At 46.7% G+C, this 14,609-nt stretch carries 19 protein-coding genes; 4 read left to right on the top strand and 15 right to left on the bottom strand.

The window, feature by feature from the left end; all coding sequences use genetic code 11:
• Positions 1-18: 18 nt before the first annotated feature.
• From coaD to AXG56_RS03785, 3 genes are all read right to left on the bottom strand, one after another.
• Positions 19-495, bottom strand: a complete 477-nt coding sequence (gene coaD / locus AXG56_RS03795) for a pantetheine-phosphate adenylyltransferase (RefSeq protein WP_008639152.1) — start codon at positions 493-495, stop codon at positions 19-21.
• Between the two features lie 14 nt (positions 496-509).
• Positions 510-1,082 carry a 16S rRNA (guanine(966)-N(2))-methyltransferase RsmD gene (rsmD, locus tag AXG56_RS03790; RefSeq protein WP_081594849.1) on the bottom strand — a complete coding sequence of 191 codons (573 nt, stop codon included), beginning with the start codon at positions 1,080-1,082 and terminating at the stop codon, positions 510-512.
• A gap of 259 nt (positions 1,083-1,341) precedes the next feature.
• On the bottom strand, positions 1,342-2,604 hold the full coding sequence (locus tag AXG56_RS03785; protein WP_062513321.1) for a hypothetical protein: 1,263 nt from the start codon (positions 2,602-2,604) through the stop codon (positions 1,342-1,344).
• A gap of 101 nt (positions 2,605-2,705) precedes the next feature.
• Between AXG56_RS03785 and AXG56_RS03780 the strand changes: the two genes are divergently transcribed.
• The gene (locus AXG56_RS03780) at positions 2,706-3,095 is read left to right on the top strand and encodes a hypothetical protein (protein WP_062513319.1); all 390 of its coding nucleotides are present in this window, start codon (positions 2,706-2,708) and stop codon (positions 3,093-3,095) included.
• Between the two features lie 34 nt (positions 3,096-3,129).
• On the opposite strand, the gene AXG56_RS03775 is transcribed toward AXG56_RS03780, so the two are convergent.
• Positions 3,130-3,408: a YlbG family protein gene (locus AXG56_RS03775; RefSeq protein ID WP_008639144.1), complete on the bottom strand. Its 279-nt coding sequence runs from the start codon at positions 3,406-3,408 to the stop codon at positions 3,130-3,132.
• Between the two features lie 99 nt (positions 3,409-3,507).
• On the opposite strand from AXG56_RS03775, the gene AXG56_RS03770 reads away from it, so the two are divergent.
• Entirely contained in the window at positions 3,508-3,834 is a 327-nt protein-coding gene (locus AXG56_RS03770; protein ID WP_152413415.1) for a hypothetical protein, read from the top strand.
• Here the strand turns inward: AXG56_RS03770 and AXG56_RS03765 are convergent, their stop codons facing one another.
• From AXG56_RS03765 to AXG56_RS03750, 4 genes are all read right to left on the bottom strand, one after another.
• A complete protein-coding gene (locus AXG56_RS03765; RefSeq protein ID WP_062513317.1) occupies positions 3,835-4,278 on the bottom strand; it encodes a YlbF family regulator in 444 nt (147 codons plus the stop codon).
• An 82-nt stretch (positions 4,279-4,360) separates the two neighbouring features.
• Positions 4,361-4,726 carry a spore coat protein YlbD gene (gene ylbD, locus AXG56_RS03760; protein WP_008639137.1) on the bottom strand — a complete coding sequence of 122 codons (366 nt, stop codon included), beginning with the start codon at positions 4,724-4,726 and terminating at the stop codon, positions 4,361-4,363.
• Between the two features lie 57 nt (positions 4,727-4,783).
• Entirely contained in the window at positions 4,784-5,788 is a 1,005-nt protein-coding gene (locus AXG56_RS03755; RefSeq protein WP_062513316.1) for a CAP-associated domain-containing protein, read from the bottom strand.
• A 105-nt stretch (positions 5,789-5,893) separates the two neighbouring features.
• Positions 5,894-6,322, bottom strand: coding sequence for a CBS domain-containing protein (locus AXG56_RS03750; protein ID WP_008639132.1), 429 nt, complete (start codon positions 6,320-6,322; stop codon positions 5,894-5,896).
• A gap of 206 nt (positions 6,323-6,528) precedes the next feature.
• On the opposite strand from AXG56_RS03750, the gene AXG56_RS03745 reads away from it, so the two are divergent.
• Together AXG56_RS03745 and ytvI are read left to right on the top strand one after the other, a co-directional pair.
• The gene (locus AXG56_RS03745; RefSeq protein ID WP_026577524.1) at positions 6,529-7,005 is read left to right on the top strand and encodes a YugN family protein; all 477 of its coding nucleotides are present in this window, start codon (positions 6,529-6,531) and stop codon (positions 7,003-7,005) included.
• A 132-nt stretch (positions 7,006-7,137) separates the two neighbouring features.
• Positions 7,138-8,196: a sporulation integral membrane protein YtvI gene (gene ytvI / locus AXG56_RS03740; protein ID WP_008639128.1), complete on the top strand. Its 1,059-nt coding sequence runs from the start codon at positions 7,138-7,140 to the stop codon at positions 8,194-8,196.
• Positions 8,197-8,235: 39 nt separating this feature from the next.
• Here the strand turns inward: ytvI and AXG56_RS03735 are convergent, their stop codons facing one another.
• The 7 genes from AXG56_RS03735 to coxB all read right to left on the bottom strand — a co-directional run bounded on the left by AXG56_RS03735 (position 8,236) and on the right by coxB (position 14,432).
• Positions 8,236-8,778 carry a GNAT family N-acetyltransferase gene (locus tag AXG56_RS03735; protein WP_008639124.1) on the bottom strand — a complete coding sequence of 181 codons (543 nt, stop codon included), beginning with the start codon at positions 8,776-8,778 and terminating at the stop codon, positions 8,236-8,238.
• 153 nt (positions 8,779-8,931) lie between these two features.
• Complete coding sequence (locus tag AXG56_RS03730) at positions 8,932-9,387, bottom strand: DUF420 domain-containing protein (RefSeq protein ID WP_008639123.1); 456 nt, start codon at positions 9,385-9,387, stop codon at positions 8,932-8,934.
• A 63-nt stretch (positions 9,388-9,450) separates the two neighbouring features.
• The gene (gene ctaG / locus AXG56_RS03725; protein WP_062513314.1) at positions 9,451-10,350 is read right to left on the bottom strand and encodes a cytochrome c oxidase assembly factor CtaG; all 900 of its coding nucleotides are present in this window, start codon (positions 10,348-10,350) and stop codon (positions 9,451-9,453) included.
• A 157-nt stretch (positions 10,351-10,507) separates the two neighbouring features.
• Positions 10,508-10,834, bottom strand: coding sequence for a cytochrome c oxidase subunit IVB (gene ctaF / locus AXG56_RS03720; RefSeq protein ID WP_008639121.1), 327 nt, complete (start codon positions 10,832-10,834; stop codon positions 10,508-10,510).
• A 3-nt stretch (positions 10,835-10,837) separates the two neighbouring features.
• Entirely contained in the window at positions 10,838-11,461 is a 624-nt protein-coding gene (locus tag AXG56_RS03715; RefSeq protein WP_008639120.1) for a cytochrome c oxidase subunit 3, read from the bottom strand.
• Complete coding sequence (gene ctaD, locus AXG56_RS03710) at positions 11,458-13,329, bottom strand: cytochrome c oxidase subunit I (protein ID WP_008639118.1); 1,872 nt, start codon at positions 13,327-13,329, stop codon at positions 11,458-11,460. Before ctaD ends, AXG56_RS03715 begins: the two co-directional genes overlap by 4 nt.
• Positions 13,330-13,367: 38 nt before the next feature.
• A complete protein-coding gene (coxB, locus tag AXG56_RS03705) occupies positions 13,368-14,432 on the bottom strand; it encodes a cytochrome c oxidase subunit II (RefSeq protein ID WP_008639116.1) in 1,065 nt (354 codons plus the stop codon).
• Positions 14,433-14,609: the final 177 nt, after the last annotated feature.

Here is a 14,609-nt window from a genome sequence, read left to right as displayed (position 1 = left end):
GAAGGATTGTCTTTTTCGTTAAAATTTCTCTGCGAGTGCTTTCTCGACCGCAGGAGGCACCAAATCGGAAATATTCGCCCGATATTTGGCGACTTCCTTTACGATACTGGAACTTAGGAAAGAGTATTGGTTGTTCGTCATGACGAAGAAGGTTTCAATGTCTTCGTTCAACTTTCTGTTCATGGATGTAATCTGCATTTCATATTCAAAGTCACTGACCGCCCGCAGGCCGCGAATAATGGCATTCGCATTCTTCTCTTCTGCATAATCCATCAGAAGACCACTGCAGGCATCGACAGAAACGTTATCCAAGTCCTTCGTTACTTCCTCCAGAAGCGCTACGCGTTCATGGACATCAAACAACGGTGATTTGCTTTGGTTGTTGAACACCGCCACCGTCACGTGATCGAACACTTTGGCACCTCTTCTGATAATGTCCAGATGACCATATGTAACTGGGTCGAAGCTTCCCGGACAAATTGCTAGCTTTGTCATCTACTTAATCCTCCTCATTGAAAAATGCTCACGCCGATATTGCTGCCGTAGAAGTCGGTTTTCTGAAGTTTCAGACGGCCCGCTTCTTCCGGGATATCTTCCGAGGCATCGTGCTCACAGACGATAATAGCATCATCTGCAACAAGATCGTTCTGTAAAAGCGCTTCCATTAAATCCTTATACGAGAACTTCTTATAAGGAGGATCAAGGAAGATATATTCAAACTCCAACCCGCGTTTCCCCGCAGCTTTAATCGCGCGTTTCGCATCGGTACGAAACACTTCCACCCTGTCTTCTATATCGAGCAGTTTGATGTTTTCATATACGGTCTGGACCGCTTTCTGCTGCTGGTCGACGAAGACACAGGAATCCGCCCCGCGGCTGATCGCTTCGATTCCAAGACCACCACTGCCGGCGAACAAGTCCAGTGCCCGTCCACCGTCAAAGAAAGGACCAATTCCGTGAAAGACGGCTTCTTTCACTTTATCTGTCGTCGGGCGTGTTTTATGAGTAGGGACAGATTTCAACTGTCTGCCCTTGAATTGACCTGCAATCACTCGCATTGTGTACACCTCTTTTGTCAGCATTCCCCATAATCCTACCATAAATTACGTCTTTCGGGGAAGTGCATCCTTGTGGGGATGCTTATCAATAAAAATTTCCTGTTCCATGAATATCCGGCTGGACTTATGCCCATACTAGCAACGGAAGCGGATGATACTGCTTCTGAAAACGGAGAAGACTTACATCCCCATAAGTTCTTCCTCCGGTTTCTCCTCTCCCTTTACTTTTTTGTTTCATCTTGCATGATCCAAAAAAGCAGGGCTGCCCGTGATTCGGGCAGCCCTATTTTTTTTGAAATGCGCCGAACAAATCGTCTACATACCGTTTTTTCATATAAAATGTTTCGCCGAATTGTTTCAGTGCCCCTTCCGCTATCCCGAAGTCCTCTTCGTTGAAGATGAAGATGGGCTCATTTTCATAAAAGACGTACTCTCCATCAGGTGTGAGGATTCGTATCTGCCCTTCACCAACAGAGACCAAGCTGTATCCTCGCTGTTGTGCCAATTCTTTCACGGAATAATACGGCTCTCCCTGGTAAACGACTGCCGGCACCGGCTCGTGTTTAAGAACAAAGTACAGTTCCTTCTCGCCTTTCCTAAAGTAGGAGGTTTTCATACCTGTAATCTCATAAAGGGAGCGGTCTAGAAAGGATGCAAGGTCGGCAGGGGCTTCGGAGCGTACGATCTTTTGTTCCAATAAATCTCGAGCCGCCTTAGAAAGACCATCCCTGTTTTCCGCACCTATCATCCCAACCGCCCGTTCGATTGTGTTACCATCTTGCTCGGAAGATAACGAGGTCAGCTTTCGCTTTAACAGTTCCATCCTTAGAGCATCGTCATCTTTACCGGGCACCTGCCAGTATCCGTCTTCTACTTTAAGGGATTTTGTACCTGTGCGGACAACGGCAGGCCCGTATAAGTCAAGAATCTCCTTGAACGATTCCCTGTCTTCCTCCAGCCAGTTGTTCTTGTCAGAAAGAAGCACCGTACTGTCCTCATACGTCCATTCCTCCATACCTCTTGTCACATAAAGAGGATATTCTTTCCCGAACTTAAAACGGTGAAAATGTATCCTGTCGAGCTCGATGTCTGCCGGCTTTCGGACAGGTGCCGCCCAATTTCTTTCGGAACCTGCAGCATCCAATATTTTCAGAGTGAAGGAAGACTGGACCGGGCTGCCGTTTTTGTGTACTACCAAATGCCAATTATCCCACTGCTTGTTCTCTGGAATCTTTACCGTATACGTAAGGTGTACGGAGGCTGTCTCTTCCAGGTTTAACTGTTGACCATCAACCAAACGGCATCCATCTTCTTCGTATGCACAGGATACGTCCCCTGCACCAGGAGGGAAATCGACCTCATAAACACCCGGTGCAAGAACCGGGTAATGATACGTGACAACGGCTATTTGTCGCTCTGCTTCGATTGTGATCTGCAGTTCCTGTTCAGGCTTCGCACCACCTTTCCCTGCCGCATGCCACTGATAGGCAAGGATAACGGTGAAAAAGACGAAGACCAGCCAGCCTGTCTGCTTCCATATTTTCAATAGAACTTCCCTCCTTTCCTGAGAAAATCAACGTTCACATTTCCTGACATTCGTGCTACCTTTAAACGAGAAGATGCAACGAAGAAAGGATGTTCTTATTTATGATACAGAAATTCATCGAACTTGGCGAAGGGTATGCGGATATTTATGAATTAATTGATCTGGGCGAACGAATGCCGGATCGTATTCAGCACGCCATCGCTTTTTACAGTGAGAAGGAAGGCAAACCGACCGCTTCCCTTTCGCTTGTCATGAAACCCGCCTTCGGAGATAAATTTCAACCGATTTATATATGCAGAGAAGGGATCCCAAATCCCCACGAGATGCCTAACAAGCGGTTTGATCTATTTAAGGAAATGGCCGAGAAAGCCGGCAAAGAGGTAAGAGAATTCACAATCAAACCATCCAACCTCTTTCCGGAAACCGAATTGTTCTATCAACACTTGATCGGCATTCTTCGGATGAACCGTTTCATCGCTCCACTCACATAAAAAAGGAACTTCCGGTCGGAAGTTCCTTTTTCAGTCAAATACCCATCTTATAGTCATACTGCTTCGCCTTATCGGGCTTCGCATTTTCATAATCCGTCCGTATTTCCGGCTTGAAGGAAGGCTCGACGCGGGAAATGAAAGGGAGGCGTTCCAGCTTCTCCATCTTAAACTCCAAGTCCTCCTGATTAACATAAATGAGGGCATACTTCATTTTTTTGGAAGCATGGATCAAATGCCCATGTTTCTTTATCTGCCTGATGTTTTTCATATGTTGAAAATAGACGATAATTCCTTGCCGTTTCGTTCTGTTCATAGTCCGTCTCTACTCCCCATGAAACATAATTTGTTAACGACAGTTTACCAAATGAGGAACAAGCCGGCAATGACTCTTTTTTTGAAGGGTGGTATTTTCATGCAGACCGATCAGGAAAAAGCTTGGCAGAAGTTCGAATCCTTGTTGGACCAATCTCCTCTTTTTAAGCAAGTTACATCAAAAATATATGCCGGGATGCCGTTCTTTTATCTTCATACAGATAGATCCGTTGACCGAGAACCCGTTGAAAATACGCTGAAAAACTGTGCAGCGACTGCGATGAAAGGCAAACGCCTGACCCTTGCGATGAGTTATGTACGCAAGGATCAGGCGCTTTATGTGTATCGGGTTCGGTTTCTCGTACCACAAAAGAAGATGTTCTGCTGTGGGAATGGATGTACCGACTGCATCCGTTTGGAGCGGTAGTCAGGAAGCGCAGCCGCAGCTTCCACCACTACCACAGCCGCCGCTGCATCCGCTGTCGGTAAGGGCCGCGCCGTTTTTCGGTACTTTAATCTGTTCGCTCACGCTGAAAGCAACACTTTCGCTTATTTCATCCAGGAGCTTTTGAATCTCGCGTTCCGCTTTCTTGAACTGTGCCACGGATTCATGCATATCCATCTCCCTTTTTACCAGTCGGACTTCCTTCATGATCGAATTGTAATCCGGGTGATAGCGACCGAATCGCTGCACGTCCTCATAGTGTTCTTTCATATCTGCAAAGCGCCTGATGAGCTTCTGCGCCTCTTTATCGTTGGCAAGAGCCGTTTTCGCCTCTTGGTAATGCTGCATCGTATCGGAGTTCATGACCATCCGGCCTATAGACTCGGAACGGTCCAGGATATCGACAATCTCCATTGTAGCTAACATAATAACTTGTCCACCTCCATCTCTATCTTATCAAATAGGAAGGCAGATGGAAATGTAAGAATCTCCACCTGCCTCTTTCTCCCTAATAATAGGGGTACTCCATTTTCTCTTTACCCTGTGTGGAATCACTCCGGACATCGGTGATCAACTGCTGGAACTGGCCCAACGCTCCATTTAGTTCATCGATCTGACGCGATACCTCTTCCCAGTTTATATCTTCCATCAACAGGCCGATTTGTTTGATCCAGTCCATCTTCGCCTGACCGGGTTCGTTCTTGACTTTAGGAAGGGATCCCCAGAACGGATCCTTTTCACCCAGGATCAGCCATTTCTCGTAATAGTTCTGGATCAAACCATGATTTTTACGGAGCTGTGCCTTCACTGCAGGTTTACGATCGACGAATGCTTTGAACTGTTGGACATTCGGGTGCAACTCATTCGTTCCCATTTCCTACACCTCACTGTCAGAATTACAGTATAGCCTATGCATAAAGAAGCGAGGCGTTCATGGGAGTGTCAGGAAATTCTGGGTGTAATGCATTCGGAAGACACCGATGCCGACATGAGTGAATTCCGTATCCAGCAGTGCTTTTCTATGGCCGGGGCTGTTCATCCAGCCGTTCAAGGCGGCTGTCGGATCGACGTAACGAGCGGCAAGGTTTTCTCCCGCCCGGGTGTAAGAAATGCCTTCCAAGCGCTCCTTCAATCCTTTTCCGTCCGGAGAATGATGAGAGAAATAATCCGATCGTGCCATGTCCTCACTATGCCGGTAAGCGACTGCTCCCGCTTCTTTATGCTCCTTGAGCTCATCCGCTCCCTCCCGTTTCCTTATGTAATTAGTAAGGGCGAAGATCTGCGCCTTTTCCCCTTCCTGCACGGCTTCCCACTCTTCTCTATCCAAGTACTCCGCTGCCGGGAGTGCCCCGTTATAGACGAGACGGTACGGTTGCTGCCGAAGCAGGAAATCATTACGGATCAACCGAACAGCAGAAACCTTTTCTGTCACCGTATCGATATATAACTGGAGCGACCACTGCTCTTCAAATGGTAAGAGCGGCCTCGTCCGAACGTCCTCTTCCGATAATTCAAAGGTATAAGGACCTTCACTCGGTAAGGGGAATTTTCTCTGCAACGTCTTACGCCTGCCGATGGTTTGGTAGGAATCACCGACTCGGACATCCCCGTGTTTAACTCTATGGAATACAACCGCCGTTACTGCTTCCCCTTCATACATCCCAATCAGGATCGGTGCCTCTCCTTCTTTGTACATCCACCACTGATAGCCGTATCTCCCAGGGTCCTTCTTCATCGGTGCACCCAACAGCACCGCGAGATCTTTCGCGGTCGCCCCCGGAATCATTTCCAAGGAGAACGCTTCTTTCTCTTGCAAGGGCTCCCCCGTTGTCACTACAGCCTCTTCCAAACCTTTCTCTTCTTCCCCACCTATCTTCCATAGCCCAAAAATAAGCAAGGCCGCTGCACATCCCCAAATCAACCCCCATCTTTTCATCCGTTCCTCCTTGTTAAAAAGTATTTACTTATATGTATAATAATCATCCAAATCATCTATGAACATTATAAAAGACAACCCGCCCTAAAGCGGGTTGCCTTCTTCTCAGTGGAGTTCCGGACGTTCGGAAATATCCTGCAAAGCCACTCCAGCTGCATGGTCGGACATTTCTTCAACGGAGAGATCTCCGAGAGAAAGCATGCCGACGAGTTTGCCGTTTTCCACGACAGGCAAGCGTCTGATTTGGTGCTGAGCCATGATCCGGCTCGCTTCTTCCAATGACGTATCCGGTGAACAGTTGTACATATGGTCACTCATCACCTGCTGGATCGGTGTAGAATCGGGCTGCTTCGCCGCATAACCGCGAATTGCCAGGTCACGGTCCGTGACCATTCCCATAAGGTTCCCCTGCTCATCGCAGATTGGAATCGCTCCTACGTTCCTTTCTTTCATCATGGAAGCCGCTTGGCTCAATTGATCATTCGTATGACAGACAACTACATCACTGGTCATAATATCTTTTACCGTCTTCATCAATAATTCCTCCTTCATTAAGTCGAAATCAAACTTTATTGTCTCCTATTTGAGGATTTTATTACATGCAATGCCGACCCTTTTGTTGTATAATATAACTGTAAATGCCAATAGTAAGTAATGGAACGGAACACCATAGACAATTGCGAAATAAATCCGTACGATCGTCCGGTAAGATACATAACAATTTGTGAGGTGTATAAACTATGAGGTTAGAAGGTACTGGTATGGAAGGTCTTGTCGTCGACCTTAAACCGCTTACGGAATTAATGGAAAGCAACGGTTTTATCCTTGGCGGCTCCTGGGATTATGAGCGAGTAACGTACGATTACAAGTTGGAAGCACCAGAAAAGAATGTGACCCATTACATACGGATTCAGGGATTCGCCGTTGAAGGGGATGTCGATCGCGGAGATGCCGTCATCCGGCTTCTTCAGCCTCTTCTAGGACGTCATTATTATCCTCACGGCATCGAGTATGGGCATCAGGAGGGCTTTTCTAATGATTTGGTAGAAAGAGCCTTATCCTTGGTACACAAAGTCGCAGACGGCGCGAAGAAATACCATACACAAGTACCTGAACATATTGTCCTCGATAAATTAAAGAAATGGGCACAGGAAAATGAAAACGAAGAAGTGCTCGCAAAAGTGAATGAACTTTCGAACGATCCGGACCGCCGCTGATACAGCCGGATGCCACTGAGTCGCACATCATTGAATGATGGGCGGCTTTTTTAGCAGACCTGTATATGGAAACAGGTTCCATTTATGCAAACTCTACACAGATTCATGGGGGAAAGGAGAAAGATACTTAAATTGTTCCGATATCTTTCAAAAAAACAATGGCTGCTGATCATGGCAGCTATCCTACTTATCATCATCGCCTACTTTATTCTGCCTGTGTCGATTCCGCTCGTCCTGGCATTTGTGACGGCATTATTCTTGAATCCCTCGGTTCGATTTTTCGAATTCAGGTTCCGGATCAACAGGAAAATGTCTGTGACGATCGTATTTCTTTTGTTCCTTGTATTTCTCGGCCTTCTCGGTTCTTTCACGATAACGAAAGCAGTCACTCAAATTGTGCAGCTGGCTGACAACGCTCCGGGTTATATTAACCAAATCAATGATGTCCTTCTGGACTGGGAAGAGAATATGTCCAGCTTCACACAGAATATGCCGAAGGAGTTCGTCGACAAAGTAACGAATGAACTTACAAATGCAGTGGACAGGACTTCCAATACGATTGCAGAAAAGCTTGAAATTACAAATATCGCAGCCGCCGCGGCCAAGATACCGGAATTACTGGTCAGTCTGCTCGTTTATCTGATTGCCCTGTTTATGTTTATGTTGGAGCTTCCGCGCTTACGGGAAAAGATGCACAACAATTTCACGGAAGCGACATCTGAAAAAGTTAAATTCATGAATGCTCGTCTGTCCTATGTCGTGTTCGGCTTCCTGAAAGCCCAATTTCTTGTGAGTATTATCATTTTCATTGTCTCTCTGGCAGGACTACTGTGGATTGCACCGGAAGTCGCTCTACTGATGTCCTTTATTATCTGGATCATCGACTTCATTCCAATTATCGGTTCCATTGTTATTCTCGGTCCATGGTCCGTCTATACCCTGCTCACCGGTGATGTGGCTACCGGAACGAAGCTCGCCATTCTTGCTATCGTCTTACTGGCTATAAGGCGTACAGTCGAACCGAAGGTCATGGGTCGGCATATCGGGCTCTCCCCGCTTGCCACGCTCATCGCCATGTATTTAGGACTGCAGCTGATTGGACTGCTCGGATTTATCCTTGGTCCTCTGCTTGTCATCGCTTTTAATTCCGCTAAAGAAGCGGGAATTATTAAATGGAATATGAAAATATAAACGATAAAAACCCGGAAGCATCTTCATGCTTCCGGGTCTTTAAATTCCTTCGTGAAACGTATTCTGTTTATGATCCTTCGGTGTTTTATCTTTCTTGAATACAAGGATATCCTGGCTTCTTCCCGTATGGTTAAAACCGTTATTGATTAAAACTTTCTGTGATGGAATATTTCCCTTATCACACTGCGCTTCGATCCCCTTTACATTCTCCTGGCGAAACGCCCATTGACACAATGCATCCACTGCTTCTGAGGCAAAGCCGAAGTTACGCTCGGATGCGACGATATGGTAACCGACTTCTATGTTTCCATCTTCATCGGGCAGGCCTTTAAAACCAATATCCCCGATTACATGTTCTTCTTCAAGGTCGATGATCACCCACGGTCCGAATCCAAGCTCTTCCGGATTGTTCTCCAGCCTCTCTGCATACATCGGGAGCAACGCTCGCAGTCCGTCATGCGGCCAATTTTTATTCCAAGGCAGTTGGAATTTGTAATAAAAAGCCAAGGAATTCTTCATCAATGTTTGTGCCAAATCGAGTGTGACCGGAAAAAGCTTCAATCTTGCTGACTTCACTTCCATCCGTAATCCATCCCTTTCCTATATGTATAGAGGATTTTATTAGTACATTCCTTTATACCTTTTTCCTCCAGTTGTTAAACAAAAAAACAACGAATAATTTCGTTGTTTTTCCTAACTTCCGTGAGAGGAATGGCGAAAGCAGCGACCTTCCACTTATGTACCTAGAATCGCCTTGATCATACTCGTCGTCACGCCGCCGTCGTAGATGATGTAAAGAAGCAGATAAACCGCAACTCCGGTAACCGCGGTGAAGAACCAGATGATACTTGTTACTGGTCCGATTTTCCTATGTCTTCCAATGTTCTTCTTAAACCCGAAAAGCAGGGTCACGATTCCAAATACAGCCCCTGCTGTCGCAAGGAAGATATGAAAAATGAGGAAGATCGTATAGTAGACTTTGATTTCATCCGGTCCACCGAAACTTGTATTCCCGACAAAGACAGTCCGGCTGGCATAGATGATAAAGAAAGTCAGTGCACTGACCGCAGCAAGCAGCATTACTTTCCTGTGGGCACTCTTTCTATCCTTAATAATCAAATACCATCCGACAGCTACAAAGACGGCACTGATTACGATGAAAAATGTACTTAACGTCGGCAATATTGGCATACAAGCACCTCTTTCCCTTTTCAAACAATGATGATATTAACTTCTGGTTATTAAATGGACGCTTCAAGTCTCTGTTCCAACTGTACCGGGAAGCGGATCGATCGTATCTTTTTCTTTATTAAACCATTGGAAGAAGATATAAGCGATCACGGATCCGAAAATGATCTCCTGCGTTACTTTCATGATAATCCCGCCAAGCTGTTGATCTTCAAGGACCGGCATCGCTGAAAAATAAGAAGGACCAGTCAGCGTTCCTGACAAACCACTCAAAACATCCGCTGGCACACACAGACTCATTGCCTGAATCCAAGCGCCGCCGTCTGAATATGTTGCATAGATTGGTGACCCGGCAAAAATAATCAGCCCGCAGGCAGGAGTAATCAGGACGCCGTTTGCAAAAATGAATCCAATTTTCAACAGGGGACTCAGCCTGTCCATCCGTTTCAGCGGCGGAAAGACGGAAAGCCACATACAGAAGGCTGTAAACAGAATGAACGTCGTGATCAACGTGTGCGCCCACTCACTGGATTTGGCAAAGTCGAATATAGGCGGCATATGATAGATAGAAAACAAGCCGTTGAATACGATTAGAGAAAGCAGTGGTTTCGTTAAGAAACTCATAACGGGAGCGATCCCTCCAACCGTCAGGACTTTCTCCCAAATCCAGACGGGAACACCCTTAATAATTAAAATTGGGAACAGCAGATAATACAGCGCCATCTGCGTCATATGGGCGGTGAACATGATATGGCTCAGGAGATCGACAGGAGAGCCTTTGATGGTGTATAAGAGAACTATACCCGAATAAAACAGCACTTGCTGAATAATGGAAGGTCGCGCTTCCCCTTCCTTTCTCCCCGGACCGGTCACATAATAGTAGACAGATGCCAGTACCAGGACAAAAAGAAGATAGAATGGACTCCACAGTGCACGGAAGCCGAAGATTTGAAGTTCTAACCACATGGTTGCCACTCCCTGTTCGTTGTATTTTCTTCTTCATTTTACCGAATTCATTTGGAAAAAACGAGGAAATATTAAGTAATATTCCCACTATTCATTATTTAGACAAAATTATTGCGAATGAAGAAAAGACCGGACACGTGTCCCGGTCTTTTCCCAGTTACCACCAAACGATAGAGGTGAACGTGATGATTGTCAGGAGTGCCACAGCCGCTCCGCCATACATCATCAACGCCGGCATGTCGTGCCCTTTGTTTTTCATATGCATAAAATAATAGAGCTGGAATGCCACCTGGACGACTGCAAGAACAATCAGGATCGGGATGATGAAATACGAACTCACTTCCATGATCACCATTCCGAAAGCAATTAAGGTGAAGAAAATCATCAGCACAAAGGTGATCACCTGCTGCTTCATTTCTTCCTTGTGCTGTTTCTTCTCATACTCCGCCTTGTGGACAGGTTTGGTATATGTTTTCTTCGCCATCGCTTAACCCACCTTTCCCATAAGGTAGACGACTGTGAAAATGAAGACCCATACAACGTCGATAAAGTGCCAATAAAGACTGGCGATGTAAAACTTAGGGGCATTGTATAAGTTTAAGCCCCGCTTCTGGTTACGGATCATCAACGTAACGATCCAACTGAGTCCGAAGAGGACGTGTCCGCCGTGAAAACCTACCAACGTGTAGAAGGCAGAACCGAACGCAGAAGAACGGAATGTGAATTCATACTCGTGAATGTAATGGACGAATTCATAAATTTCCAATCCAAGGAATCCAAGCCCGAGCAGCACCGTCACTCCAAGCCATGCCTGCATCTTGCCGAAATCGTGGTTTTTCATGTGATACATCGCATATACGCTTGTTAATGAACTCGTCAGAAGGAGCATCGTCATAAGGAACACAAGTTCAAGACCGAATAAATTCTCCGGTGTGTTCTCTCCCTGTGTGGAGCCGTTCAGAGCAAGATAGGTTCCGAACAGACTCGCAAACAGGACCGTTTCCCCACCGAGGAAAAACCAAAAACCGAGAAACTTATTCTTTCCTTCGAGGGTGGCCTTTTCAGGATCATGCGGCATTTGTTTGGGATTCAATACATCTTCATGACTCATTTCTTGGCAACCCCCTTCTTAATATCTTCTTCCAACTCTTCTTTATGGATGTGATGGCCGAGATCATCTTTTACAGACCGGAGCAGCATCGATAGTAAGGTGATTCCCATCCCTGCGAAGACCGCGATCAACCAGGAAGAATCATCGACTTGATAAATGAAGCCGAAACCGGCGATGAAAAGTCCTAAAGACATAGTAAAAGGAAGAATCGATGCATTCGGCATATGGATATCACCAAGTGGTTCTGCCGGAGTCATCCCCTCTTTTCCATCCATTTTTTCGACCCACAATGGATCCAGGCCGCGGACCAACGGCGTCTGTACGAAGTTGTAGTGCGGCGGAGGGGAAGGAATGGACCATTCAAGCGTACGGCCGCCCCAAGGATCCCCGTCGACCTTCTTCTCACGAACGGACGTGTAAATGACGTTGATCATAAAAATAACGGTTCCAATCGCCATCAGGAAGGCCCCGACCGTACTGATCAAGTTTCCTGTTTCCAACCCCTGTCCTTCAAGGAATACCCAGTAACGTCTCGGCATCCCCATCAGCCCCAGGAAGTGCTGAATGAAGAATGTCAGGTGGAAGCCGATGAAAAACGGCCAAAATGCCAATTTACCTAATTTTTCGTTCAATACTTTACCAAACATCTTCGGCCACCAGTAGTGCAGAGCCGCGAACAATCCAAAGACGACACCGCCGACGATGACGTAGTGGAAGTGACCGACTACGAAATACGTATCATGATACTGGTAATCGGCAGCCGCCGCTGCCAGCATAACCCCTGTCATCCCACCGATGGTAAAGGAAGGGATGAAGGCGACAGACCAAAGCATTGCAGAGGTCATCTTGATCTGGCCGCCCCACATCGTGAAGAGCCAGTTGAATATTTTGATTCCGGTCGGAACCGCGATGGCCATCGTAGCTACGGCGAAAATGGAGTTAGCAATCGGTCCCATTCCGACGGTGAACATATGGTGGGCCCATACCATGAATCCAAGGAACCCGATCAATACCGTAGCAAATACCATTGCGGAGTATCCAAACAAACGCTTTCTGGAAAACGTCGAGAAGATATCACTGAATGCACCAAACAGCGGCAGGATCAGGATATAGACTTCCGGGTGTCCGAAAATCCAGAATAAGTGTTCCCAGATGATGACGTTACCACCGAGGGCGACGTCAAAGAACGCAGAACCGAACATTCGATCGAACATCATCAGGAACAAACCGACCGTCAAAGCCGGAAAGGCGAACAAAATCAGTGTACTTGTCACAAAGACCGACCATGTGAACAACGGCATCCTCATATACGTCATACCAGGCGCACGCATATTGACGATCGTTACGAGAAAGTTGATCCCCCCGATCAACGTTCCGGCACCTGATATCTGCAGACCCATGACATAGTAGTCAACGCCGTGACCAGGTGATGTCGTCGATAACGGTGCATAGTTGGTCCAACCGGCATCCGGCGCTCCTCCTGTGAACCAGGAAACATTCAGCATCAATCCGCCGAACAGGAAAAGCCAGAATCCCAAAGAATTCAAAAATGGAAAGGCGACGTCCCGCGCCCCGATTTGTAACGGTACAACGGCGTTCATTAATGCGAAAATGAGCGGCATAGCCGCAAGGAAAATCATGGTTGTTCCATGCATCGTGATCATTTCGTTATATAGTCCAGCCGAAATGAAATCGTTGTCCGGTTTCATCAGCTGAATTCTTATAATCATGGCCTCCAGACCGCCGATAAGGAAAAATAATCCTCCGGCAACCAGATAAAGATGCGCGATCTTCTTGTGGTCTACGGTAGTCAAATAATCCCAAATCGCAGCACCGAGGCCTCGCTTGTGTGCTACTGCAGTACTCACGCTTTAACCTCCCTTTTCAACCTCTATCAATTATTGAATCACTCGTCCTCACTCTGTGTCGGAACATCACTGCCCACGTCAGAGTGCTGCAATTGTAATAAGTAATCGGCAATATCAGCTGCCTCATCTTCTGTAACAAGCTCGGACGGCATCTGGTTTCCAGGCTTCACTTCATCCGGCTGTACGATCCAGTCGACGAGGTTCTCCTTGGAAGGCTCTAATATACCGGCAATCTTCTCCCGATTACCGAAGTTAGCCAGATTCGGCCCCACACCGGCAGACGCTCCACCGATAGCGTGACAGCTCATACAGTTATCATTGAAAAGTTTCTGACCATCCTGAGCGGATGTCGTCTCTGGAGCGGCTTCCGGATCAATATTCTGCATGTCTTCCACCCACTGATCGTACTCATCCGGACTGACCGCCACCACGCGGAAATCCATCAAAGAGTGGGAAGGGCCGCAAAGCTCGGCACAGTGTCCCCAGTAGACCCCTTCTTCATTAGCTTCTAAGTACATGGTGTTCATATTCTCTCCTGGATTCGTATCCATCTTTCCAGCGATGGAAGGAAGCCAGAAGGAGTGGATGACATCACTGGATTTCATATTTAAGTAGACACGCTCGCCTGTCGGGATGTAGAGCTCCTGACTGACGGCAATTTCCTGATCCGGGTAATTGAAATGCCACCAATATTGGTTCCCGGTGACTTCGATCGTCACAACCCCTTCATCCCCTTGAGTGGATTGATCAGCAAGATCGAAAGTCGCTTGTACGGTAGGAATGGCCAGGACAAGCAGAAGGATGATTGGAATGACTGTCCAGATCACTTCCAGCGCCTTGTTGCCTTCCGTCTGTTTCGGAATGACGTGTTCCTGTCCTTTCTTTTCCCTGAAACGGATAAGAACGAAGGCGTAAATGGCCATAACGATCACAAAAACAAAGATCATGATCGCAATACTGATCAACATAAGATCCAATAATAATTCCGCTCCATACCCCTTCGGTTTCAAGGCACTAAGGTTCTCTTCTCCACATCCGGAAAGGAACGCGGTAAGAAAACCGAGTAAAAGGAAAGAACGGAACTTATTCGTCCAACCTCTCATGCGCAATACCTCTCTTTCTCTTATAGTGACAAATTATATTTTAAAGCCCGATCCATAAGGACCGGCCATAAAAACGAAAACCCGGTAACCGGCTTAGTTCAAAGCCTTATGTAGGTATTCTTCAACAGCAGAGGTAAATCTTTCATGCAGGACTAGTGATATCGTGCCTCTTTCCAA

This window comes from Halobacillus sp. KGW1 (assembly GCF_001592845.1).
GTDB lineage: Bacteria > Bacillota > Bacilli > Bacillales > Halobacillaceae > Halobacillus.
Note: the sequence above shows the minus strand (reverse complement) of the source record. Positions and strands in the feature narration are given on the sequence as shown.

Bases quoted from the DNA above. Each gene is read 5' to 3' on its own strand.
- coaD (WP_008639152.1), bottom strand. From the start codon at position 495: ATGACAAAGCTAGCAATTTGTCCGGGAAGCTTCGACCCAGTTACATAT.
- rsmD (WP_081594849.1), bottom strand. From the start codon at position 1,082: ATGCTGACAAAAGAGGTGTACACAATGCGAGTGATTGCAGGTCAATTC.
- AXG56_RS03780 (WP_062513319.1), top strand. From the start codon at position 2,706: ATGATACAGAAATTCATCGAACTTGGCGAAGGGTATGCGGATATTTAT.
- AXG56_RS03775 (WP_008639144.1), bottom strand. From the start codon at position 3,408: ATGAACAGAACGAAACGGCAAGGAATTATCGTCTATTTTCAACATATG.
- AXG56_RS03770 (WP_152413415.1), top strand. From the start codon at position 3,508: ATGCAGACCGATCAGGAAAAAGCTTGGCAGAAGTTCGAATCCTTGTTG.
- AXG56_RS03765 (WP_062513317.1), bottom strand. From the start codon at position 4,278: ATGTTAGCTACAATGGAGATTGTCGATATCCTGGACCGTTCCGAGTCT.
- ylbD (WP_008639137.1), bottom strand. From the start codon at position 4,726: ATGGGAACGAATGAGTTGCACCCGAATGTCCAACAGTTCAAAGCATTC.
- AXG56_RS03755 (WP_062513316.1), bottom strand. From the start codon at position 5,788: ATGAAAAGATGGGGGTTGATTTGGGGATGTGCAGCGGCCTTGCTTATT.
- AXG56_RS03750 (WP_008639132.1), bottom strand. From the start codon at position 6,322: ATGAAGACGGTAAAAGATATTATGACCAGTGATGTAGTTGTCTGTCAT.
- AXG56_RS03745 (WP_026577524.1), top strand. From the start codon at position 6,529: ATGAGGTTAGAAGGTACTGGTATGGAAGGTCTTGTCGTCGACCTTAAA.
- AXG56_RS03735 (WP_008639124.1), bottom strand. From the start codon at position 8,778: ATGGAAGTGAAGTCAGCAAGATTGAAGCTTTTTCCGGTCACACTCGAT.
- AXG56_RS03730 (WP_008639123.1), bottom strand. From the start codon at position 9,387: ATGCCAATATTGCCGACGTTAAGTACATTTTTCATCGTAATCAGTGCC.
- ctaG (WP_062513314.1), bottom strand. From the start codon at position 10,350: ATGTGGTTAGAACTTCAAATCTTCGGCTTCCGTGCACTGTGGAGTCCA.
- ctaF (WP_008639121.1), bottom strand. From the start codon at position 10,834: ATGGCGAAGAAAACATATACCAAACCTGTCCACAAGGCGGAGTATGAG.
- AXG56_RS03715 (WP_008639120.1), bottom strand. From the start codon at position 11,461: ATGAGTCATGAAGATGTATTGAATCCCAAACAAATGCCGCATGATCCT.
- coxB (WP_008639116.1), bottom strand. From the start codon at position 14,432: ATGAGAGGTTGGACGAATAAGTTCCGTTCTTTCCTTTTACTCGGTTTT.